Here is a 20,091-nt window from a genome sequence, read left to right on the forward strand (position 1 = left end):
CGCTATACTTATTATCGCTGTGTATAACAGAACAAACGACAAACCCGGATACGGGAGGCAGTATGAAGATTACCGTGTTGGGTTGTGGCGCTATTGGCCAGGTCTGGCTCGCCGCCCTGGCGCGCCAGGGCCACGAAGTGCAGGGATGGCTGCGCGTGCCGCAGCCCTACTGTTCCGTCAACGTGATTGATTACCAGGGCCAGGTGAGCAACAACACCTTTATCGCCAACGACCCGCTGTTTCTGGCCGACAGCCAGCTGCTGCTGGTGACGCTCAAGGCGCCGCAGGTTTCGCCCGCGGTGCGCAACCTGCAGAGCGTGCTGTCGGACGATTGTCCGGTGCTGCTGCTGCACAACGGCATGGGTACGCTGGAAGAGCTGAAAGGCTTGAGCCAGCCGCTGCTGCGCGGCATCACCACGCATGCGGCGATGCGCGACGGTACGGTGATTAAACATGTCGCCAGCGGCATTACGCATATCGGCCCGGCAAACCGGAAAAGCGCGGCCTTTAGCGACCTCGCCGATATCCTGCACGCGGCGCTGCCGGACGTCGCCTGGCACGACAATATCGCCGCCGCCTGCTGGCGCAAGCTGGCGGTCAACTGCGTTATCAATCCGCTGACCGTGGAGCACGACTGCCAGAACGGCGCGCTGCGCGCCTGGCCGGAACAGATCGACCTGCTCTGTCAGGAGCTAAGCTGGGTGATGGAGCGCGAGGGCCAGCATATCACCGCCGACAGCCTGCGGGATATTGTCTACAACGTGATTGAAACCACCGCGGCCAATACCTCCTCTATGCTGCAGGACGTACGCGCACAGCGTTTAACTGAAATCGATTACATCTCCGGCTTTCTGCTGCGACGCGCGCGCGCGCAGGGCATCGCGGTGCCGGAAAACACCCGCCTTTATGAGCTCGTAAAACGCAAGGAGTCCCATTATGACCGCGAACACGCCAGTTCTCGTTTGCCTGGCACATGGCAGTGAAGAGACCGAGGCGGTCACCACTATCGATTTGCTGGTGCGCGGCGGCCTGAAAGTCGTTACCGCCAGCGTAGAAAGCGACGGCGCGCGCGAAATCCTCTGCTCGCGCGGCGTGCGTCTGCTGGCGGATGCGCCGCTGGTAGAGGTGGCCGATGATGAGTACGCGGCGATCGTGCTGCCGGGCGGTCTGAAAGGCGCGGAAACCTTCCGCGACAGTCCGCTGCTGGTGGAAACGGTGCGCCAGTTCCATCTCTCCGGCCGCATCGTTGCGGCGATCTGCGCGGCGGCCGGCACGGTGCTGGTGCCGCACGACCTCTTTCCGGTGGGCAATATGACTGGCTTTCCCGGCTTAAAGGAGACGATTCCGGCGGAGAAGTGGATGGAGAGGCGCGTGGTATGGGATCCGCGCGTCAATCTGCTGACCAGCCAGGGGCCGGGCACGGCGATGGATTTCGCGCTTAAGCTGATCGATCTGCTGGCGGGTAAAGAGAAAGCGGCGGAGGTGGCGTCCCAGCTGGTGCTGGCGGCGGGCATCTACGATTACAGCGAGTAAAAAAGCTGCGCGCAGCCTGTGCATCAGGTGCCGATGCAGGTGCCATGGCCCGATCGCAAAGACGCAAAAAACGTCATCCCTGACAGCTCGACCCGCGCAGTCCCTTGCGCGGGACGCTTTGCTCTTCTGCCCATGTCACCCGCATTTCAGGTTGCAGGCAGCCTGAGGCTGCGCACTATGCGCAGCCTGTTTCATTACGGGCGGTAGACCTTCACGTTTTTAAAGCCCTGCTCGTGCAGATAGAGCGCCTGCAGCTTGCTCATCACGCCGCGATCGCAGTAGAGCAGCCAGGTCTTGCTCTGGTCGAGATCGCCGAACTGGCTGCTGAGCTTATAAAACGGCAGCGATTTCACCTCGGTGCCCTGCAGCGCCAGCGGCTTATCTTCCTGCTCGTCGATGGCGCGGATATCCAGCACCACATCATCGCTGCCGAACGAGTCCACGGTTTCCACTTCCACGACCTCTTCTTCGGCCTGCTCGGCGATATCGCGGATATCGACGTTGCTCGCCTCTTCCACTACGCGCTGCAGAATAGCGAAATCGAAGTTCTGCTCTTCCGCTTCAATCTTCGCCTTAACCGCTTTCACCGTCGGGCTTTTAGAGATAACGCCGCAATATTCCGGCATGGTGCTGGCAAAATCTTCGGTGCCGATCTCGCGCGCCACTTTGATGATGTGCTCTTTATCGTGTGAGATCAGCGGACGCAGGATCAGGGTGTCGGAGGCGTTGTCGATCAGGCGCAGGTTGGTCAGCGTCTGGCTGGAGACCTGGCCCAGCGCTTCGCCGGTCACCAGCGCCTGCACGCCGTAGCGCTCTGCGACCATCGACGCGGCGCGCACCATCATGCGTTTCAGCACTACGCCCATCTGGCCGTCATCCACTTTTTCCAGAATCTCGCCGACCACCGGCTCGAAGTTGATCGCCACAAAGCGCACGCGGTGCGAGCGGCCGAAGCGGTTCCAGATATAGTGCGCCACCTGGCGAACGCCGATTTCGTGCGCTGCGCCGCCGAGATTAAAGAAGCAGTAGTGCACGCGACAGCCGCGGCGCAGCAGCATATAGCTGGAGACGCCGGAGTCGAAGCCGCCGGAGATCAGCGACAGCACATCTTCCTGCGTGCCGATCGGAAAACCGCCCAGCCCTTCATAGCGGCCGGTGATCAGCATCAGCCGATCGTCGTCGATTTCAAGATGCACGGTGACGTCAGGCTTGTTCAGCTGCACCTTCGCGCTGGCGATATGCTGATTCAGGCCGCCGCCGACGTAGCGCTCTACGTCCTGCGAGCTAAACTCATGTTTACCGCGGCGCTTAACGCGCACGCAGAAGCTTTTGTTCTGCAGGCTCTCGCCATACTGCGCCAGCGTCTGCTCGAAAATATCGTGCACGTCGGTGTAGCTGCGGTCTTCGACCGACAGCACGTGATGAATGCCGGGAATGCGGGTGAGCTCATCCACAATCACGCCGCGCAGCCCTTCGTCTTTCGACCGGACTTCGATGTGATCCCAGTGGCGCACCACGGCGATATCGTCGCCGACGGTCTTCAGCACGTTGCGAATATTGCTGGTGAGAATTTTAATAAAGCGCAACCGCACCGACTGACTTTTGATGGTGATTTCGGGAAATAACTTGATGATAAACTTCATGGCGACACGAATTCGTTGGGCAAATAAGTGCGAGCGAGCGGCACTTAGCTGGTAAAATCATAAAAATTGCGGGCTAAAGGGCGCAGCCGCATCCGAGGCGCGAGAGTATATCACCTTTGTCAGATGACTGCTTCTGCAACCGCAGTCACATTGATTATTTTGCTAATCAAACGCTCTCCGCTACCATGACCGATTACGAGAGAAAGTCTTACACGTGAGTCGACACTGAATATGCCGAAAAAAGCCGAACAGCCCGCTAGTTTTGAAACCTCCTTGCAGCAGCTGGAGCAGATCGTCAGCCGGCTCGAGAGCGGCGAGCTGCCGCTGGAAGAGGCGCTGAATGAGTTTGAGCGCGGCGTACAGCTGGCGCGCAACGGTCAGCAAACATTACAACAGGCCGAGCAGCGCGTACGCATTCTGCTCAGCGACGATAAAGACGCCGATCTCAGCCCCTTCACCCCGGAAAAAGAGTAATGGATTTTATTCACCTGCTGAGCCTTTATCCGGAGCGGGCCAATGCCGCGCTGTCTCGCTTATTAGCGCCGCTTCCCTTTCAGAGTTCTCCTCTGGTTAACGCTATGCGTTATGGGGCATTATTAGGCGGTAAACGCCTGCGCCCCTTTCTGGTCTACGCCACCGGCGAAATGTTCAACGCGGATCCGACGAGCCTTGACGCGCCCGCCGCCGCCGTGGAATGCATTCACGCCTACTCCCTGATCCATGACGACCTGCCAGCGATGGATGACGATGCGTTGCGCCGCGGCCAGCCGACCTGTCATATCAAATATGGCGAAGATACCGCGATACTCGCCGGCGACGCGCTGCAAACGCTGGCGTTCTCTATCCTGGCGGACGAGCCGATGCCGGGCGTCAGCGACGCCAGCCGCATTGCGATGATTGCCGAACTGGCGCGCGCCAGCGGCGTAGCAGGCATGTGCGGCGGCCAGGCGCTTGATTTAGCGGCGGAAGGCCAGCGGGTCGGGCTGGAACAGCTGGAGCAGATCCATCGCCATAAAACCGGCGCGCTGATCCGCGCCGCCGTGCGCCTGGGCGCGTTAGCGGCGGGCGAACGCGGACGCGACGCGCTGCCGGCGCTGGATATCTATGCCGACGCCATCGGCCTCGCGTTTCAGGTACAAGACGATATTCTTGATGTGGTAGGCGACAGCGCCATCACCGGCAAAAAACAGGGTGCCGATCAGGATCTGGACAAAAGCACTTACCCGTCGCTGCTGGGGCTCGACAATGCCCGAGCGAAAGCCAGGGAGCTTCACCAGCAAGCGCTGAGCGCGCTGGATATTCTTGCGGCGCAATCGTTAGACACCACAGCATTGCAGGCGCTGGCAAGCTTCATAATTGAACGCGACAAATAACTTCCATAATGAGTCTCTGATGAGTTTTGATATTGCAAAATACCCGACACTGGCGCAGGCAAGCACCGTTGAGGAGCTGCGTTCTCTCCCGAAAGAGTCGCTTCCGGCGCTGTGCGACGAGCTTCGTCAATACCTGCTGGACAGCGTAAGCCGCTCGAGCGGCCATTTCGCCTCGGGTCTGGGCGTCGTCGAGCTGACCGTCGCGCTGCATTACGTCTACAACACGCCGTTCGATCATCTGGTGTGGGACGTCGGACATCAGGCCTACCCGCATAAAATTCTGACCGGACGCCGCGACCGCATCGGCACTATTCGCCAGAAAAATGGCCTGCACCCCTTTCCATGGCGCGGCGAGAGCGAATATGACGTGCTGAGCGTCGGCCACTCCTCTACCTCCATCAGCGCCGGACTCGGCATGGCAGCGGCGGCGGAGCGCGAAGGTCTGGGCCGCCGCACCGCCTGCATTATCGGCGACGGCGCCATTACCGCCGGCATGGCGTTTGAGGCGATGAACCACGCGGGCGATATCAAGCCCGATATGCTGGTGATCCTCAACGACAACGAGATGTCGATTTCGGAAAACGTCGGCGCGCTGAATAACCGTCTGGCGCAGATCCTGTCCGGCAAAACCTACTCGCGCCTGCGCGAAGGGGGCAAGCGCGTACTGGGCGGGCTGCCGCCGATTAAAGAGCTGGTGAAGCGCACCGAAGAACACCTGAAAGGCATGGTGGTGCCAGGCACGCTGTTTGAAGAGCTGGGCTTTAACTATATCGGCCCGGTGGACGGTCACGACGTGCTGACGCTGGTGACGACGCTGAAGAATATGCGCAGCCTGAAAGGGCCGCAGTTCCTGCATATCATGACCAAAAAGGGCAAAGGTTACGCGCCGGCGGAACAGGATCCGATCGCCTGGCACGCGGTGCCGAAGTTCGATCCCGCCAGCGGCGCGCTGCCTAAAAGCGCCGAAGGCCTGCCGAGCTACTCCAAAATTTTCGGCAGCTGGCTGTGCGAAATGGCGCAGGACGATCCTAAGCTGATGGCGATCACCCCTGCGATGCGCGAAGGCTCCGGCATGGTGGAGTTTTCGCGCCGCTATCCGGCGCAGTATTTCGACGTGGCGATTGCCGAGCAGCATGCGGTGACGTTCGCCGCGGGCATGGCGATCGGCGGCTATAAGCCGATCGTCGCGATCTACTCGACCTTTCTGCAGCGCGCCTACGATCAGGTGATCCACGACGTGGCGATCCAGAAGCTGCCGGTGATGTTCGCCATCGATCGCGGCGGCATCGTCGGCGCCGACGGGCAGACCCATCAGGGCGCGTTCGACCTTGCATTTCTGCGCTGCGTGCCGGAAATGGTGATTATGACGCCGAGCGACGAGAACGAATGTCGTCAGATGCTCTATACCGGCTATCACTATCAGGACGGGCCGAGCGCGGTGCGCTATCCGCGCGGCAACGCGGTCGGCGTCGAGCTGACGCCGCTGCAGAGCCTGCCGCTGGGCAAAGGCGTCGTGAAGCGTCAGGGCGAGAAGCTGGCGATCCTGAACTTCGGCACGCTGCTGCCTGCGGCGGCGGAAGCGGCGGAAGCGCTTAACGCCACGCTGGTGGATATGCGCTTCGTTAAGCCGCTGGATGAGGCGCTGATCGCCGAGCTAGCGCAGAGTCACGAATCGCTGGTGACGCTGGAAGAAGGCGCGATTAAAGGCGGCGCAGGCAGCGGCGTCAACGAGACGGTGATGGCAAAGCGGCTGCGCGTCTCGGTGCTTAACCTCGGCCTGCCGGATGAATTTATTCCGCAGGGCACTCAGGATGAAGTGCGTCACGATTACCAGCTGGACGCGCAAGGCATTCAGCAGCAAATCCGCGACTGGCTCGCGCAGTAATCCCCTGCCCTCCTCTCCTGCTATGCTTGATGGTTTAATGCATAGCAGGAGCTTTCATGAAAACCACCCATTTAGGCAACACCGACCTTCAGGTTTCCCGTCTCTGCCTCGGTTGTATGACCTTTGGCGAGCCGGACCGCGGTCGCCACGCCTGGACGCTGCCGGAAGCGAGCAGCCGTCCGCTGATCCAGCAGGCGCTGGAAGCAGGCATTAACTTTTTCGATACCGCGAACAGCTATTCTGACGGCAGCAGCGAAGAGATCGTCGGCCGCGCGCTAAAGGCCTTTGCGCGTCGCGAGGAGATCGTGGTCGCCACCAAGGTTTACTTCCCGCTCAGCAATCTGTCGCAGGGCCTGTCGCGCAAAAATATTATGCAGTCGATCGACGACAGCCTGCGCCGTCTGGATATGGAGTATGTCGACCTGCTGCAAATTCACCGCTGGGATTATGAGACGCCGCTGGAGGAGACGCTGGAAGCGCTGAGCGACGTGGTGAAGGCGGGTAAAGCGCGCTATATCGGCGCCTCTTCGATGCATGCCTGGCAGTTCGCCAAAGCGGTTTATACCCAGCGGCAGCACGGCTGGGCGCCGTTCGTCAGCATGCAGGATCAGTACAACCTGATTCAACGCGAAGAGGAGCGCGAGATGCACCCGCTCTGTCAGGCGGAAAATATCGCCGTGCTGCCGTGGAGTCCGCTGGCGCGCGGCAGGCTGACGCGTCCCTGGGGCGAAGCCACAGCGCGTACAGCCTCGGACGAGTATGGCAAAACCCTTTATCATGCTACGGAAGAGAATGATGCGGCCATCGCCCAGCGCGTAGAGGCGATCGCGGCGCGCAGAGGCGTGAGCCGCGCGCAGGTGGCGCTCGCCTGGCTGCTGCATAAGCCGGCCGTGACCGCGCCGATTATCGGCGCATCGCGCGCCGAGCAGCTGGCGGACCTGGTGAAAGCAGTTGAGGTGGAACTGAGTGCTGAGGAGATTGCCGAGCTGGAGACGGTTTATCAGCCCCATCCAGTAGTAGGCTTCGAATAGTAGCCTGTGAATCAAGTGCCTGCATGGGCGGCATGGCCAGATCGCAAAGTCGCTCAAGGCATCCCTGCACGCTCGGCCCGCGCCATCCCTGGCGCGGGACGCTTTGCTCTTCTGCCCATGCCGCCCGCTTGTAGGAATAGCGTGCGCGCTGAAAGAGGTTTCAGCACGCGCCAGCAAAAATCAGGCCGCCAGCCACACGCCTGCGCCATAAAGCAGCGCCGCTGAGATCACGCCGGCGATAATATCGTCCACCATAATCCCCATGCCGCCGTGCACGTTGCGATCGAACCAACGGATGGGCCAGGGCTTCCACATATCGAAAATGCGGAACACCACAAAACCGGCCAGCACCCACTGCCAGCTATTCGCCGGAATCGCCATCAGCGTAATCCACATGCCGATAAACTCATCCCAGACGATGCTGCCGTGATCGTGCACGCCCATATCTTTGGCGGTACGGTGGCAGATATAGACGCCGATGCTAATGCCCAACAGCACGATCAGCGAATAGAGATCCTGCGGCAGCCGCGCCATCAGCCACCAGAACGGGATCGCCGCCAGCGACCCCATGGTGCCCGGCACATAAGGGCTCAAGCCGCTGCCGAAACCGGTGGCGAGCAGATGCCAGGGATTGCTCATGCGCAGTCGGCTCTTCGCCACATCCTTATTTCGCGTCAAAATGATCAAATCCCTTATGGCTGAAGGTAACCGGTTTGCCGTGCTCCAGCAGCGTCAGCCCTTCCGCTTCCGGCATCAGCTGTCCGATGCAGGTAAAGGGCACGCCAAGGTGGCCCAGCGCCACGTCGAGTGCGCCGCGGTTCATCTCCGGTACGGTAAAGCAGAGCTCGTAATCCTCGCCGCCGCTCAGCGCCCAGCGCAGCACCTGCTCAGGCTCGAAATGGTCGCGCAGCGCAGGCGACAGCGGCAGCGCCTCCAGATTCAGCCGCGCGCCGCAGCCGCTGGCCTTGAGAATATGGCCGAGATCGGAAATCAGGCCGTCGGAGAGATCGATCGCCGCCGAGGCGAGCGAACGCAGCGCCTGGCCCTGCAGGATGCGCGGCATCGGCCGCAGATGGCGCTTAATCAGCGCCTCATGCACCGCCGGATCGTTAATGCGGTGACGATGCTGCAGCAGCGACAGGCCCGCAGCGCTGTCGCCCAGCGTGCCGGTCACGTAGATCCAGTCGCCCGGCTTCGCGCCCGAGCGCTTCAGCGCGCGACCCTGCGGCACCAGGCCGTGGATGCCGAGCGTCATGCTCAGCGGGCCGCGCGTGGTATCGCCGCCCACCAGCTGCATATCGTAATATTCCAGCAGCTCGAACAGGCTTTCGCTAAAGGCTTTCAGCCACTCTTCGTCGACCTCCGGCAGCGCCAGCGCCAGCGTCAGCCACGCCGGATCGGCACCCATGGCCGCCAGATCGCTGAGGTTGACCGCCAGCGCTTTATAGCCGAGATCGGCAGGATGGATATCGCGTAAAAAGTGAACGCCCGCCACCAGCGTATCGGTGCTGATTGCCAGCGTCTGTTTCTCCGGCACGCTCATCAGCGCGCAGTCGTCGCCGATGCCGGTCTCAACGTCGCGGCGGCTGCGGGTTCTGCGATTGAAATAGCGTGCGATGAGTTCGAATTCGCCACAGGACATGGTTGCGTTCCGCTTACTGATGAAAAAAGGCCAGCAAGCTGGCCTTTTCTTTATTTGCGATTGGGTCTGATTTGTGGAGCGGCTTTATCCAGCACACCATTGACGAACTTATGGCTATCTTCGGCGCCAAATACTTTCGCCAGCTCGATACCTTCGTTGATCGCCACTTTGTAGGGCACATCAGCGCGCTTGCTCAGTTCATACAGCGAAATACGCAGGATTGCTTTTTCTACCTGGCCCAGCTCTTCAAGCTGGCGCGACAGGTAAGGTTTCATCAGCCCATCCAGATACGCGCTGTTGGTCGCCACACCGGACAGCAGTTCGCGGAAATAGGTAATGTCGACGTCTTTGACGTCCTGTTCCGCCAGAAACTGGTATTCCACATCGGCAATGTCGTTTTTAGACAACTGCCAGGAGTAGAGCGCCTGGACAGCGCACTCGCGGGCGCGGCGACGAGCAGCAGGTTTCACAAAATTCCCCTTACAAAAATCAGGCTTTGATGGCTTTCAATACGTTAATCATTTCGAGTGCGGTCAGGGCCGCTTCGGCGCCTTTGTTACCCGCTTTGGTACCGGCACGCTCAATAGCCTGCTCGATATTTTCCGTGGTCAACACGCCGAAAGTCACCGGGATTTCGCTGGTCATCGCGACGTTAGCGATGCCGGAGCTGGCTTCGCCGGCGACATATTCAAAGTGGGCGGTGCCGCCGCGAATCACGGTGCCCAGCGCCACGATGGCGTCGTGCTTACCGCTGTTCGCCAGCGCGCGGGCTGCCAGCGGCAGTTCGTATGCGCCTGGAACCCAGACGACGGTGATGTTTTCATCTTTCACCTGACCGATACGCTTCAGGGCATCGATCGCGCCGTGCAGCAGGCTGTCGTTGATGAAGTTGTTAAAACGCGCGATAACGATGGCGACATTGGCCTCAGGCGTGGCAACAGCAGCTTCGATAACTTTCATACTTATCCTTTCAGGGTTTTGTTATGGCCCCGCAGGGGGGCGGATTCTATCACACTCTTTGGCGGCGTGCTCTCGCTTTTCCGCCGCGCTCAGCGCGGCGTCAGCGTCAGGCGCAGATCGGGACCGACCTGGCGCACGTCGCTAAATGAAAAGGCCGGCGCATCGGCCAGTTGCGCTAGGCCGGGCAGCTGGCACAGGCCGCGCGCGGCATCGCCGAGCAGCTTCGGCGCCATATAGACGATCAGCTCATCCACCACGCCCGTCTGCAGCAGCGCGCCGGCCAGCGACGCGCCCGCTTCGACCCACAAGCTGTTCACCTGCTGTTTGCCCAGCAGCATCATCAGCGCCACCAGGTCGAGCTGCTCGCCGCGCGGCGGCACGGCGATCTGCGTCACGCTCTCCGGCCAGACCTGCTGGTCCGGCGCGGCGCGCATCAGCCAGGTTTCGCCCGGCTGGGCAATCAGTTTGTGCTGCGGCGTCACCCGATTGCGGCTGTCGACAATGACGCGCAGCGGCTGCCGTAGCTCTGCTTCGTTCAGCAGCGACTGCGACGCGCTATCGAGCTCTGCCCAGCGCACCGTCAGCGAAGGATCGTCCGCCAGCACGGTGGCGCTGCTGCTGAGGATCGCGGAGCTCTGCGCCCGCAGACGCTGCACGTCGCGACGCGCGGCGGCCGAGGTAATCCACTGGCTTTCGCCGCTCGCCATGGCAGTGCGGCCATCCAGCGAGGCGCCGAGCTTGAGCTGAACAAACGGAAATCCGGTGCGCATGCGCTTCAGAAAGCCGCGATTGAGCGCTTCCGCTTCCGCCATCATCAGCCCGTGGCTGACCGCGACGCCCGCCTGCTGCAGGCGGTAAAGTCCGCGTCCGGCAACCTGCGGATTAGGATCCTGCATCGCCGCGACCACGCGGCTGACGCCGGCGGCGATCAGCGCGTCGCAGCACGGCGGCGTGCGGCCGTGATGGCTGCACGGTTCGAGCGTGACGTAGGCGGTGGCACCGCGCGCCCTGTCCCCCGCCATGCGCAGCGCGTGCACCTCGGCGTGCGGCTCGCCGGCGCGCTGATGCCAGCCTTCGCCGACGATCTCGCCGTCGCGTACGATAACGCAGCCCACGTTAGGATTGGGCGTGGTGGTAAAGCGTCCGCGCCGCGCCAGCTCCAGCGCGCGCGCCATATAGCGTTCATCCATAATCAATCCTGTAACCTGGCGATCTCCGCACCGAAATCGCGAATATCTTCAAAGCTGCGGTAAACCGAGGCGAAACGAATATAGGCGACCTTATCGAGCTTTTTCAGCTCGTCCATCACCAGATTGCCGATCAGCTTGCTGGGAATCTCTCGCTCGCCGGTGGCGCGCAGCTGGGTTTTGATATGGTTTACCGCGCTTTCCACCGCATCGGCGCTGACCGGGCGCTTCTCCAGCGCCTTCATCATGCCGCTGCTGAGCTTGTCTTCATTAAAGGGCTCGCGCACGTCATTGCTTTTCACCACCCGCGGCATCACCAGCTCCGCCACTTCAAAGGTGGTGAAGCGCTCATGGCACATCAGACACTGCCGGCGCCGGCGCACGGACGAACCTTCACTAACCAGACGTGAATCAATGACTTTAGTGTCCACAGCAGAGCAAAATGGGCAGTGCATGACCTTTCCTGACGCTAAACAAATGGGCCACACAGTGTAGCGCGAATGGCATGTCAACAAAATGTATTAGCGTGCCTTTCCTCTTTTGCCATTCGGCAGGAGACGTCGCGAGAAAGTGTCTATGCTTACTGATGTCGTCAGAAAGACGGCCTACACCATGACAATCTGGAGGATATATATGGGTTTGTTTAACTTTGTGAAAGAGGCAGGCGAAAAACTGTGGGACGCGGTATCCGGCCATGATGATGCCAGCAAAAAGCTGAAAGAGCACATCGACAAGCTGGGCCTACCTGACAGCGACAAAGTAAACGTAGCGGTCAACGGCGACACCGTAACGGTGAGCGGCGATGGCATTTCTCAGGAGCTGAAAGAGAAAATTTTGGTGGCGGCCGGCAACGTTGCAGGCATCACCAAAGTCGACGACCAGGTCAAAACAGCCGACGGCGCGCCGGAAGCGGAATTCTACACCGTGAAAAAAGGCGACACGCTGAGCGCCATTTCGAAAGCGGTTTACGGCAACCCTAACGAATACAATAAGATTTTCGAAGCCAACAAGCCGATGCTGACCCATCCTGACAAAATCTATCCGGGCCAGGTATTACGTATTCCTAAATAACGGACAAGGAAGAGTTTATGATCAGGACGGTTTGGGCGCCGCTGGCGTGTGCGATGGCGCTGTTAAGCGGCTGTAGCTCGACGCCCGTCAGCCCCAAAGTGAATCAGCTGCATCAGGAAGTGAGCCAGCTGAATCAGCAGATGCGCCACCTGACCACGCAGGCGAGCGCCATCGAAATCCAGGGGCAGCTTAACAGCAACTCGACGCAGGGCGCCTGGCTGGTGCCGCAGGCTAACACGCCGGTCGAGCTGCAAACCCAGCTCGGCAAGCTGCGTCTCTCGCTGACGCGCGTAGCGGCGGAAGCCAACGGCGCGCGCGCTAACCTGACCATCAGCGCCACCGACAGTCAGCCCGTTCCGGCGCTGCGCGCGCGCGTGGTATGGGGCGAGCGCGATCCGGCGACCGGCAAGCCGCTTGACGCCACCAGCCTGAGCCAGGAGATCGAGGTGCCAGCCGTGCTGCTGCCGCGCGCCTCGGTCATCGTGCCGCTGCGTCTGAGCGGCCTGACGCCTGACCAGCTCGGTTTCGTGCGCGTGCATGACGTTGTAGGCGACGCGCCTGCCGCGCCCGTCGCGCAGTAAAAGAAGCGCCCAAACAAAACGGGCTGCCAGATGGCAGCCCGTTTTTTTATTACGCTCGCGCGTTACGGCAGAATTGAAGGCTGGTCCGCGCCCTCTTTCTCCACCTTCTGCACCAGCATATGTTCGCGCTTCATGCCCAGCTTCAGCGCCAGCGCGGAAGAGACATAAATCGACGAAATGGTACCGATGGTGACGCCGATCAGCATGGTCAGCGAGAAGCCTTTCAGCAACGCGCCGCCAAAGATGAACAGAATCAGGATCATCGCCAGCGTGGTGAGCGAGGTGATCAAGGTACGGCTCAACGTCTGGGTCAGCGACACGTTGGTGATATCGTAAGAAGAGCCGCGGCGGATCTTACGGAAGTTCTCACGAATACGGTCGGATACCACGATTTTATCGTTTAGCGAGTAGCCGATCACCGACATCAGCGAGGCGACGATGGTCAGATCGATCTCGATGTGCGCCAGCGACAGAATGCCGCAGGTAATGATCACGTCGTGCGCCAGCGCCAGCACGGTGCCGAGCGCCAGACGCCACTCAAAGCGAAAGCCGATATAGATCAGAATCGCAATCAGCGCCGCCAGCAGCGCCATCGCGCCCGCCTGCGCCAGGTCGTTGCCCACGCTCGGGCCGACGAACTCAATGCGCTTCACCGTCGCGTTCTGCTGGGTGGTCTGATTGATGATAGTGATAATCTTGTTGCCCAGCTCCTGGCCGGCCGGTCCGTCCATGGGCGCCATGCGCACCATCACGTCGCGGCTGCTGCCGAAGTTCTGCACGATAGGATCGGCATAACCGGCCTTTTCCAGCCCGTCACGCAGCGTATCCAGCTCTGCGGGTTTCTCCAGCGCGATCTCGATCACCGTACCGCCGGTAAAATCAAGACCCCAGTTGAAACCGCGCACTGAGACCATGGCGATAGACGCCACGATCAGCAGGCCGGAGATAATAAACGCCAGCGTGTCCCAGCGCATAAAGTCGACGACTTTACGCCCGTGGTTCAGCTGTTCAATATTGTATTCCTGTGCCACAACGCACTCCTCAGATAGACAGCTTGTTGATGCGCTTGCCGCCGTACACTAGGTTCACGATGGCGCGCGTTCCAACGATCGCGGTAAACATCGAGGTGGCGATACCAATAGCGGTGGTAATCGCAAAGCCTTTAATTGAACCTGTACCAACGGCATACAGGATGATGACCTTGATCAGCGTGGTTACGTTAGCATCGACGATACTGGAGAAGGCGCCTTTGTAGCCTTCATGAATCGCCTGCTGCACGGAACGGCCGTTTCTCAGCTCTTCCTTAATACGCTCGTTAATCAGTACGTTCGCATCCACCGCTACCGCCAGCGTCAGCACGATACCGGCGATACCCGGCATGGTGAGTGTGGCGCCCGGCAGCAGCGACATGATGCCGACAATCAGCACCAGGTTGCACAGCAGCGCGCTGGTGGCGATCAGGCCGAACTTCTTATAGAACACCACCATAAACAGAATCGAAGCGATCAGGCCCCACAGGCAGGCTTCAAGCCCCTGCGTGATATTCTGCGCGCCCATGGTCGGGCCGATAGTGCGCTCTTCCACGATCTGAATCGGCGCAATCAGCGCGCCCGCACGCAGCAGCAGCGAGAGCTGACGCGCTTCGTTCGGGTTGTTGATGCCGGTGATGCGGAAGCTGTTGCCGAGACGAGACTGGATATTGGCGACGTTAATCACCTCTTCCTGTTTCACCAGCACCGCGCGACCGTTGGCGTCTTTCTTACCGCTGTCTTTGTACTCCACGAACAGGGTCGCCATCGGCTTACCGATGTTGTCCTTGGTGAAGTTAGACATGATATTGCCGCCCGCGCCGTCCAGGGAGATATTGACCTGCGGCTGGTTGTACTCGTCCATGCTGGAGGTTGAGTCGGTGATATGGTCACCGGTCAGGATCACGCGCTTGTAGAGCACAACCGGCTGACCTTCGCGCGTCTGCTTCACTTCCGAGTCGCCCGGCACGCGGCCGTTGGCGGCGGCGGTCGGATCGGCGGTGGTGTTCACCAGACGGAACTCCAGGGTTGCGGTAGCGCCGAGGATCTCTTTGGCGCGCGCGGTATCCTGAATGCCCGGCAGCTCAACCACGATGCGATCGGTGCCCTGACGCTGCACCAGCGGTTCGGCGACGCCGAGCTGGTTAACGCGGTTACGCAGAATAGTGATGTTCTGCTGAACGGCGTATTCGCGCGCTTCGCTGAGACGTGCGTCGCTCATCACCGCGCGCAGCGCGTCGCTGCCGCTGGAGGAGATCACCATGTCGCGATGGCGCGCGCTCAGCCAGTTAATCGCGGCATCGCGGCTGTCGCCGTCGCGGAAACGGATTTCCACGCCGTAGTTGGCGATTTTATTGACGTTGGTATAGGGGATATTCTTTTCGCGCAGGTCGCTGCGCAGGCTGTCGGCATTCTGCTCCTGCAGTTTGCCCAGCGCGGTGTCCATATCCACTTCCATCAGGAAGTGCACGCCGCCGCGCAGATCCAGACCGAGCTTCATCGGCTCAGCCGCCAGCATGCTTAGCCAGCGCGGGGTAGCCGGCGCAAGGTTGAGCGCGACGACGTAGTTCTCGCCAAGCTTATTCACAATCGCTTCACGGGCGCGCAGCTGCACATCCGTGTTGGCGAAGCGCGCCAGAATGGCGCCGTTTTCCAGCGCGAGGGATTTGCTCTGGATATTCTCTTGTTTTAACAGGTTCTGAATCTGATCCAACGTTTGCTCACTGGCGGCGCCGCCGCGCGCGCCAGTGATCTGAACGGCCGGATCCTCACCATACAGGTTGGGAAGCGCATAGAGCAGGCCGACAAGAATGACGACGACCAGCATCACGTACTTCCACAAAGGATAACGATTTAACACGGCAGTTCCCTTAGGGAAGTAAATATTAGAGCGCCTTCATCGTACCTTTCGGCAGGACGGCAGCCACGAAATCACGTTTGATAACTACTTCGTTCGTCTCGTTCAGGGCGATAGAAACATAGCCCGTGTCGGAAACTTTCGTCACGCGGCCTACCAGGCCACCGCTGGTCAGCACTTCGTCGCCTTTAGCGATGGAATCCATCAGCTTTTTGTGCTCTTTCGCACGCTTCTGCTGCGGACGCAGGATCATGAAGTAAAAAATCAGGCCAAACACCACCAGCATGATCACCAGAGAATACGGACTTCCCTGCGACGGTGCACCTGCGGCAGCCACGGCGTCAGAAATGAAAAAGCTCATTTAATTTCCCTCATTGATAGAATTATCAGACGTTTAACGGCGGAACCGCTTTGCCCGTCCGTTGGTAGAACTCGCTAACAAAGCGCTCCAATTTACCCTCTTCGATAGCCTGGCGTAAACCCGCCATCAGGCGCTGGTAGTAGCGCAGGTTATGAATGGTATTCAGGCGCGCGCCGAGTATTTCGTTACAGCGATCAAGATGATGCAAGTAGGCGCGGCTGTAATTGCGACAGGTGTAGCAATCACACTCCGCATCCAGCGGCGAGGTGTCGTCTTTATGCTTCGCGTTACGGATTTTCACCACGCCGTCGGTGACGAACAGATGACCGTTGCGCGCGTTGCGCGTCGGCATCACGCAGTCGAACATATCAATGCCGCGACGTACGCCTTCCACCAGATCTTCCGGCTTGCCGACGCCCATCAGGTAACGAGGTTTATCCTGCGGGATCTGCGGACAAACGTGCTCCAGGATGCGATGCATGTCCTCTTTCGGCTCACCCACCGCCAGGCCGCCCACAGCGTACCCATCAAAGCCAATCTCTACCAGACCTTTGACCGAGACATCACGTAAATCTTCGTAAACAGAGCCCTGGATAATGCCGAACAGCGCGTTCTTGTTGCCCAGGCTGTCGAAGCGATCGCGACTGCGTCGCGCCCAGCGCAGCGACATCTCCATCGAGCGCTTCGCGTAGTCCCAGTCCGCCGGGTATGGCGTACATTCGTCGAAGATCATCACGATGTCCGATCCCAGATCGAACTGGATCTCCATCGATTTTTCCGGATCGAGGAAGATCGGATCGCCGTTGATCGGGTTGCGGAAGTGAACGCCCGCTTCGGTGATCTTGCGGATATCGCCGAGGCTGAACACCTGGAAACCGCCGGAATCGGTGAGAATCGGCCCTTTCCACTGCATAAAATCATGCAGATCGCCGTGCAGCTTCATGATCTCCTGGCCAGGACGCAGCCAGAGATGGAAGGTGTTGCCGAGGATAATCTGCGCGCCGGTTTCCTGAACCTCTTCCGGCGTCATGCCCTTAACCGTGCCGTAGGTGCCTACCGGCATAAACGCCGGGGTTTCCACCACGCCGCGATCGAAAATCAGACGGCCACGGCGCGCGCGCCCGTCGGTAGTGTCGAGTTCAAACTTCACAAAGCCTCCATCAGAGAAACAGTCTGATGCGATGGTTAAACAAGCAGTTTACGGCGCCGCCGTAAACCGGACGTCATCAGGCGCCGACTTTCTCGTGCGGTGCCTGCGGATTTTTCGTAATGAACATCGCGTCGCCATAGCTGAAAAAGCGATATTGTTCAGCCACAGCGGCCTGATAGGCCGCCATGGTGTGCTGATAGCCGGCAAAGGCCGACACCAGCATAATCAGGGTCGATTCCGGCAGGTGGAAATTGGTGATCAGCGCGTCGATCACCTGATACTGGTAGCCGGGATAGATAAAGATCTGGGTGTCGTCGAAGAAGGGCGCAATCAGCGCTTGCTGGCTTGTCTGCGCCGCGCTCTCCAGCGAGCGCACCGAGGTGGTGCCGACGGCGACCACTTTATTGCCGCGCGCTTTGCACGCCAGCACCGCGTCGACTACCTCCTGCGGCACTTCGGCATATTCGGAGTGCATGACATGCTCTTCGATACTGTCGACGCGCACCGGCTGAAAGGTGCCCGCGCCGACGTGCAGCGTCACGAACGCCATCTCGACGCCCTTCTCACGCAGCGCGGCCAGCAGCGGCTCGTCGAAATGCAGTCCGGCGGTCGGCGCTGCCACGGCGCCGGGACGCGCGCTATAGACGGTCTGATACAGCTCGCGATCCGCCTCTTCGTCGGGACGATCGATATAGGGCGGCAGCGGCATATGGCCGACGCTGTTGAGAATATCCAGCACCGCGCGGTCGTCTTCGAACGCAATCTCGAACAGGGCGTCGTGACGCGCCACCATCGTCGCCTTCACGCTCTCGTCGTCGCCCAGCAGCAGCTCTGCGCCAGGCTTCGGCGCTTTAGAGGCGCGCACGTGCGCCAGCACGCGCTTCTCGTCCAGCATGCGCTCCACCAGCATTTCGATTTTGCCGCCGCTCGCCTTCCGGCCGTAAACGCGCGCCGGGATCACCCGCGTATTATTGAACACCAGCAGATCGCCGGGATTCAGCTTCTCCAGCACGTCGGTAAAGACCCCGTGCGTCAGCTGCCCGCTCGGACCGTCCAGCGACAGCAGGCGACAACCGCTGCGCTGCGCCTGCGGATAGTGGGCGATAAGAGATTCAGGCAACTCAAAAGTAAAATCGGCGACACGCATGGCTAACTTCTTACTCAGGCATAAAAACAGGCGGCACAGTTTAGCGGAAAAGCGGCCAATTCTGAACAACTGGCTGCACGTTCGCACTTCTGGCTATAATGCGGCATGAACTTTCTTGCCCATCTTCACCTTGCTCATCTCGCCGAAAGCTCGCTGCTCGGCAACCTGCTGGCGGATTTCGTGCGCGGAAACCCGCACGAACAGTGGCCGACGCCGGTGGCCGACGGCATTTTGATGCACCGCCGGCTCGATGCGATGACCGACGCCCTGCCGGAAGTGCAGGAGGCCCGCCCGCTGTTTCGACCGGAAACGCGCCGCGTCGCGCCCATTACGCTGGACGTGGTGTGGGATCACTTTCTCGCCCGCCACTGGGCAACCATCCATCCTGAGGTGACGCTGGCGGCGTTCTCGCGCTTTGCTGAACAGCGCGTGGTGCCGCAGATGGCGGGCACGCCGGAGAGTTTTCAGGCGCTCAACGCGGTGATGTGGCGCGAACGCTGGTTCGAACACTACGCCGATCCGGCGCGCATGGCGCGCGTGCTTAGCGGCATGGCCCAGCGGCGGCCGCGTCTCGCCGCGCTGCGCGACTCCTATCAGGATTTCACCGACCACTACGATCAGCTGGAAACGCTTTTTTTCCGCTTCTACCCGCGCCTGATGGCGCTGGCGCGCAGCAAGACGCTCTAATCTTTTCCCGACTTGCCAGCCCTCTGCATTTGCGGCTTAATGTAACCCTGCTTAACAATAGCGTGCACCCTGCCCGCTATTTCCGGCGAATGATCGATTCAGCCGCGTGACAAATCATAAGAGGGAAAGGATGTCATCCGCTTCGCAAACCGAAACAGACGCGCGTTACCACTATGCCTGTGAAATCGCCCGCGCGGCGGCCAGCCGCGCCTATGCCTGGTATCAGCAGCGCCAGCAGCTGGTGGTGGAACACAAGCGGGATTTACAGGATGTGGTCAGCGAGGCGGACCGCAACGTCGAAGAGCTGATTAAAACCCTGATTGCCGAACGCTTCCCGGACGATGCGGTGCTGGGGGAAGAGAGCGGCGGAGAGATCGAGGGCGCGCACTGGGTGTGGGTAGTGGACCCCATCGACGGCACCGCCTGCTTCCTCAACGGACTGCATAACTGGTGCGTCTCGCTGGCCGTCTTGTGCGACGGCGAAGCGCTGATCGGCGTGATTTGCGATCCGAACCATCAGGAGCTGTTTCATGCCCGCGCGGGCCGCGGCGCCTGGGTCAACGAAACGCGCCTGCAGGCGCACGGCGCGCAGCATCTCAGTGAGGGGGTGCTGGGATTAAGCAACTCCAGCCGCGCGCCGGCGGAACAGACCGCCGCATTCATTCAGGGCCTGCTTGCCGAAGGCGGCATGTTTGTTCGCATCGGCTCCGGCGCGCTCACCACCGCCTGGGCGGCGGCGGGCCGTCTGATCGGCTACTACGAAGCGCATATGAATCCCTGGGACAGCCTGCCGGGCATCGTGCTGATGCGCGAAGCGGGCGGCGTCACCAACGACTATCTCGCCAACGACGGCCTGAAAAACGGGAATCCGGTGCTGCTGGCCAATCCGGCTATCTATGCGCAAATCAACGCGCTGCTCGGCCCGGACGCGATTAAGGAAACCTGAGCCAGACA

Annotated in this window: 22 protein-coding genes; 10 read left to right on the forward strand and 12 right to left on the reverse strand. The window is 60.3% G+C overall.

Annotation, left to right across the window (positions count from 1 at the left end; genetic code table 11):
• Positions 1–62 precede the first annotated feature (62 nt).
• Both panE and yajL read left to right on the forward strand, forming a co-directional pair.
• Positions 63–983: a 2-dehydropantoate 2-reductase gene (gene panE / locus JS46_RS15070; protein ID WP_033752725.1), complete on the forward strand. Its 921-nt coding sequence runs from the start codon at positions 63–65 to the stop codon at positions 981–983.
• Positions 937–1,533, forward strand: coding sequence for a protein deglycase YajL (yajL, locus tag JS46_RS15075; RefSeq protein ID WP_033752726.1), 597 nt, complete (start codon positions 937–939; stop codon positions 1,531–1,533). Before panE ends, yajL begins: the two co-directional genes overlap by 47 nt.
• 194 nt (positions 1,534–1,727) lie before the next feature.
• Here the strand turns inward: yajL and thiI are convergent, their stop codons facing one another.
• Positions 1,728–3,176 carry a tRNA uracil 4-sulfurtransferase ThiI gene (thiI, locus tag JS46_RS15080; RefSeq protein ID WP_033752727.1) on the reverse strand — a complete coding sequence of 483 codons (1,449 nt, stop codon included), beginning with the start codon at positions 3,174–3,176 and terminating at the stop codon, positions 1,728–1,730.
• Positions 3,177–3,407: 231 nt separating this feature from the next.
• Here thiI and xseB point away from each other — a divergent pair, with 231 nt between their 5' ends.
• The 4 genes from xseB to JS46_RS15100 are packed head-to-tail and all read left to right on the forward strand — an operon-like array spanning position 3,408 to position 7,465.
• Positions 3,408–3,650: an exodeoxyribonuclease VII small subunit gene (xseB, locus tag JS46_RS15085; protein WP_033752728.1), complete on the forward strand. Its 243-nt coding sequence runs from the start codon at positions 3,408–3,410 to the stop codon at positions 3,648–3,650.
• A complete protein-coding gene (ispA, locus tag JS46_RS15090; RefSeq protein ID WP_033752729.1) occupies positions 3,650–4,549 on the forward strand; it encodes a (2E,6E)-farnesyl diphosphate synthase in 900 nt (299 codons plus the stop codon). The genes xseB and ispA overlap by 1 nt, the downstream gene beginning before the upstream one ends.
• Positions 4,550–4,568: 19 nt before the next feature.
• On the forward strand, positions 4,569–6,434 hold the full coding sequence (gene dxs / locus JS46_RS15095) for a 1-deoxy-D-xylulose-5-phosphate synthase (RefSeq protein ID WP_033752730.1): 1,866 nt from the start codon (positions 4,569–4,571) through the stop codon (positions 6,432–6,434).
• A gap of 56 nt (positions 6,435–6,490) precedes the next feature.
• On the forward strand, positions 6,491–7,465 hold the full coding sequence (locus JS46_RS15100) for an aldo/keto reductase (protein ID WP_033752731.1): 975 nt from the start codon (positions 6,491–6,493) through the stop codon (positions 7,463–7,465).
• A gap of 180 nt (positions 7,466–7,645) precedes the next feature.
• On the opposite strand, the gene pgpA is transcribed toward JS46_RS15100, so the two are convergent.
• From pgpA to nrdR, 6 genes are all read right to left on the reverse strand, one after another.
• Entirely contained in the window at positions 7,646–8,143 is a 498-nt protein-coding gene (pgpA, locus tag JS46_RS15105; RefSeq protein WP_033752732.1) for a phosphatidylglycerophosphatase A, read from the reverse strand.
• Positions 8,130–9,107, reverse strand: coding sequence for a thiamine-phosphate kinase (thiL, locus tag JS46_RS15110; protein ID WP_033752733.1), 978 nt, complete (start codon positions 9,105–9,107; stop codon positions 8,130–8,132). Before thiL ends, pgpA begins: the two co-directional genes overlap by 14 nt.
• 50 nt (positions 9,108–9,157) lie before the next feature.
• Positions 9,158–9,577, reverse strand: coding sequence for a transcription antitermination factor NusB (gene nusB, locus JS46_RS15115; protein ID WP_033752734.1), 420 nt, complete (start codon positions 9,575–9,577; stop codon positions 9,158–9,160).
• 19 nt (positions 9,578–9,596) lie between these two features.
• Positions 9,597–10,067 carry a 6,7-dimethyl-8-ribityllumazine synthase gene (gene ribE, locus JS46_RS15120; protein ID WP_033752735.1) on the reverse strand — a complete coding sequence of 157 codons (471 nt, stop codon included), beginning with the start codon at positions 10,065–10,067 and terminating at the stop codon, positions 9,597–9,599.
• A gap of 89 nt (positions 10,068–10,156) precedes the next feature.
• Positions 10,157–11,257: a bifunctional diaminohydroxyphosphoribosylaminopyrimidine deaminase/5-amino-6-(5-phosphoribosylamino)uracil reductase RibD gene (ribD, locus tag JS46_RS15125; protein ID WP_187143621.1), complete on the reverse strand. Its 1,101-nt coding sequence runs from the start codon at positions 11,255–11,257 to the stop codon at positions 10,157–10,159.
• Between the two features lie 2 nt (positions 11,258–11,259).
• Positions 11,260–11,709, reverse strand: coding sequence for a transcriptional regulator NrdR (nrdR, locus tag JS46_RS15130; protein ID WP_033752736.1), 450 nt, complete (start codon positions 11,707–11,709; stop codon positions 11,260–11,262).
• Positions 11,710–11,887: 178 nt separating this feature from the next.
• On the opposite strand from nrdR, the gene lysM reads away from it, so the two are divergent.
• Together lysM and JS46_RS15140 are read left to right on the forward strand one after the other, a co-directional pair.
• Complete coding sequence (lysM, locus tag JS46_RS15135; RefSeq protein WP_033752737.1) at positions 11,888–12,325, forward strand: peptidoglycan-binding protein LysM; 438 nt, start codon at positions 11,888–11,890, stop codon at positions 12,323–12,325.
• 17 nt (positions 12,326–12,342) lie between these two features.
• Positions 12,343–12,906 (forward strand): DUF3251 domain-containing protein, encoded by a 564-nt coding sequence (locus tag JS46_RS15140; protein WP_033752738.1) that lies wholly within the window; start codon positions 12,343–12,345, stop codon positions 12,904–12,906.
• Positions 12,907–12,968: 62 nt separating this feature from the next.
• Here JS46_RS15140 and secF read toward each other — a convergent pair whose 3' ends face one another.
• The 5 genes from secF to queA form a co-directional block, all read right to left on the reverse strand.
• Positions 12,969–13,937 carry a protein translocase subunit SecF gene (gene secF / locus JS46_RS15145; protein WP_033752739.1) on the reverse strand — a complete coding sequence of 323 codons (969 nt, stop codon included), beginning with the start codon at positions 13,935–13,937 and terminating at the stop codon, positions 12,969–12,971.
• Between the two features lie 10 nt (positions 13,938–13,947).
• On the reverse strand, positions 13,948–15,795 hold the full coding sequence (gene secD, locus JS46_RS15150; protein WP_072010447.1) for a protein translocase subunit SecD: 1,848 nt from the start codon (positions 15,793–15,795) through the stop codon (positions 13,948–13,950).
• A gap of 25 nt (positions 15,796–15,820) precedes the next feature.
• Positions 15,821–16,153 carry a preprotein translocase subunit YajC gene (gene yajC, locus JS46_RS15155; protein WP_033752741.1) on the reverse strand — a complete coding sequence of 111 codons (333 nt, stop codon included), beginning with the start codon at positions 16,151–16,153 and terminating at the stop codon, positions 15,821–15,823.
• Positions 16,154–16,178: 25 nt separating this feature from the next.
• On the reverse strand, positions 16,179–17,303 hold the full coding sequence (gene tgt / locus JS46_RS15160) for a tRNA guanosine(34) transglycosylase Tgt (protein WP_033752742.1): 1,125 nt from the start codon (positions 17,301–17,303) through the stop codon (positions 16,179–16,181).
• A 76-nt stretch (positions 17,304–17,379) separates the two neighbouring features.
• Entirely contained in the window at positions 17,380–18,450 is a 1,071-nt protein-coding gene (gene queA, locus JS46_RS15165; protein ID WP_033752743.1) for a tRNA preQ1(34) S-adenosylmethionine ribosyltransferase-isomerase QueA, read from the reverse strand.
• 105 nt (positions 18,451–18,555) lie between these two features.
• Here queA and JS46_RS15170 point away from each other — a divergent pair, with 105 nt between their 5' ends.
• Complete coding sequence (locus JS46_RS15170) at positions 18,556–19,137, forward strand: ACP phosphodiesterase (RefSeq protein ID WP_033752744.1); 582 nt, start codon at positions 18,556–18,558, stop codon at positions 19,135–19,137.
• A gap of 130 nt (positions 19,138–19,267) precedes the next feature.
• Entirely contained in the window at positions 19,268–20,083 is an 816-nt protein-coding gene (locus tag JS46_RS15175; RefSeq protein ID WP_033752745.1) for an inositol monophosphatase family protein, read from the forward strand.
• The last annotated feature ends 8 nt before the right edge of the window (positions 20,084–20,091 follow it).

The organism is Pantoea sp. NGS-ED-1003 (genome assembly GCF_000738765.1).
Classification (GTDB): domain Bacteria; phylum Pseudomonadota; class Gammaproteobacteria; order Enterobacterales; family Enterobacteriaceae; genus Pantoea; species Pantoea septica.

Excerpts from the sequence above, each read along its gene's own strand:
- lysM (WP_033752737.1), top strand. The coding sequence starts at position 11,888 with ATGGGTTTGTTTAACTTTGTGAAAGAGGCAGGCGAAAAACTGTGGGAC.
- JS46_RS15175 (WP_033752745.1), top strand. The coding sequence starts at position 19,268 with ATGTCATCCGCTTCGCAAACCGAAACAGACGCGCGTTACCACTATGCC.
- ispA (WP_033752729.1), top strand. The coding sequence starts at position 3,650 with ATGGATTTTATTCACCTGCTGAGCCTTTATCCGGAGCGGGCCAATGCC.
- ribE (WP_033752735.1), bottom strand. The coding sequence starts at position 10,067 with ATGAAAGTTATCGAAGCTGCTGTTGCCACGCCTGAGGCCAATGTCGCC.
- JS46_RS15170 (WP_033752744.1), top strand. The coding sequence starts at position 18,556 with ATGAACTTTCTTGCCCATCTTCACCTTGCTCATCTCGCCGAAAGCTCG.
- yajC (WP_033752741.1), bottom strand. The coding sequence starts at position 16,153 with ATGAGCTTTTTCATTTCTGACGCCGTGGCTGCCGCAGGTGCACCGTCG.
- dxs (WP_033752730.1), top strand. The coding sequence starts at position 4,569 with ATGAGTTTTGATATTGCAAAATACCCGACACTGGCGCAGGCAAGCACC.
- JS46_RS15100 (WP_033752731.1), top strand. The coding sequence starts at position 6,491 with ATGAAAACCACCCATTTAGGCAACACCGACCTTCAGGTTTCCCGTCTC.
- xseB (WP_033752728.1), top strand. The coding sequence starts at position 3,408 with ATGCCGAAAAAAGCCGAACAGCCCGCTAGTTTTGAAACCTCCTTGCAG.
- ribD (WP_187143621.1), bottom strand. The coding sequence starts at position 11,257 with ATGGATGAACGCTATATGGCGCGCGCGCTGGAGCTGGCGCGGCGCGGA.
- queA (WP_033752743.1), bottom strand. The coding sequence starts at position 18,450 with ATGCGTGTCGCCGATTTTACTTTTGAGTTGCCTGAATCTCTTATCGCC.
- nrdR (WP_033752736.1), bottom strand. The coding sequence starts at position 11,709 with ATGCACTGCCCATTTTGCTCTGCTGTGGACACTAAAGTCATTGATTCA.
- panE (WP_033752725.1), top strand. The coding sequence starts at position 63 with ATGAAGATTACCGTGTTGGGTTGTGGCGCTATTGGCCAGGTCTGGCTC.
- yajL (WP_033752726.1), top strand. The coding sequence starts at position 937 with ATGACCGCGAACACGCCAGTTCTCGTTTGCCTGGCACATGGCAGTGAA.
- thiI (WP_033752727.1), bottom strand. The coding sequence starts at position 3,176 with ATGAAGTTTATCATCAAGTTATTTCCCGAAATCACCATCAAAAGTCAG.
- JS46_RS15140 (WP_033752738.1), top strand. The coding sequence starts at position 12,343 with ATGATCAGGACGGTTTGGGCGCCGCTGGCGTGTGCGATGGCGCTGTTA.
- thiL (WP_033752733.1), bottom strand. The coding sequence starts at position 9,107 with ATGTCCTGTGGCGAATTCGAACTCATCGCACGCTATTTCAATCGCAGA.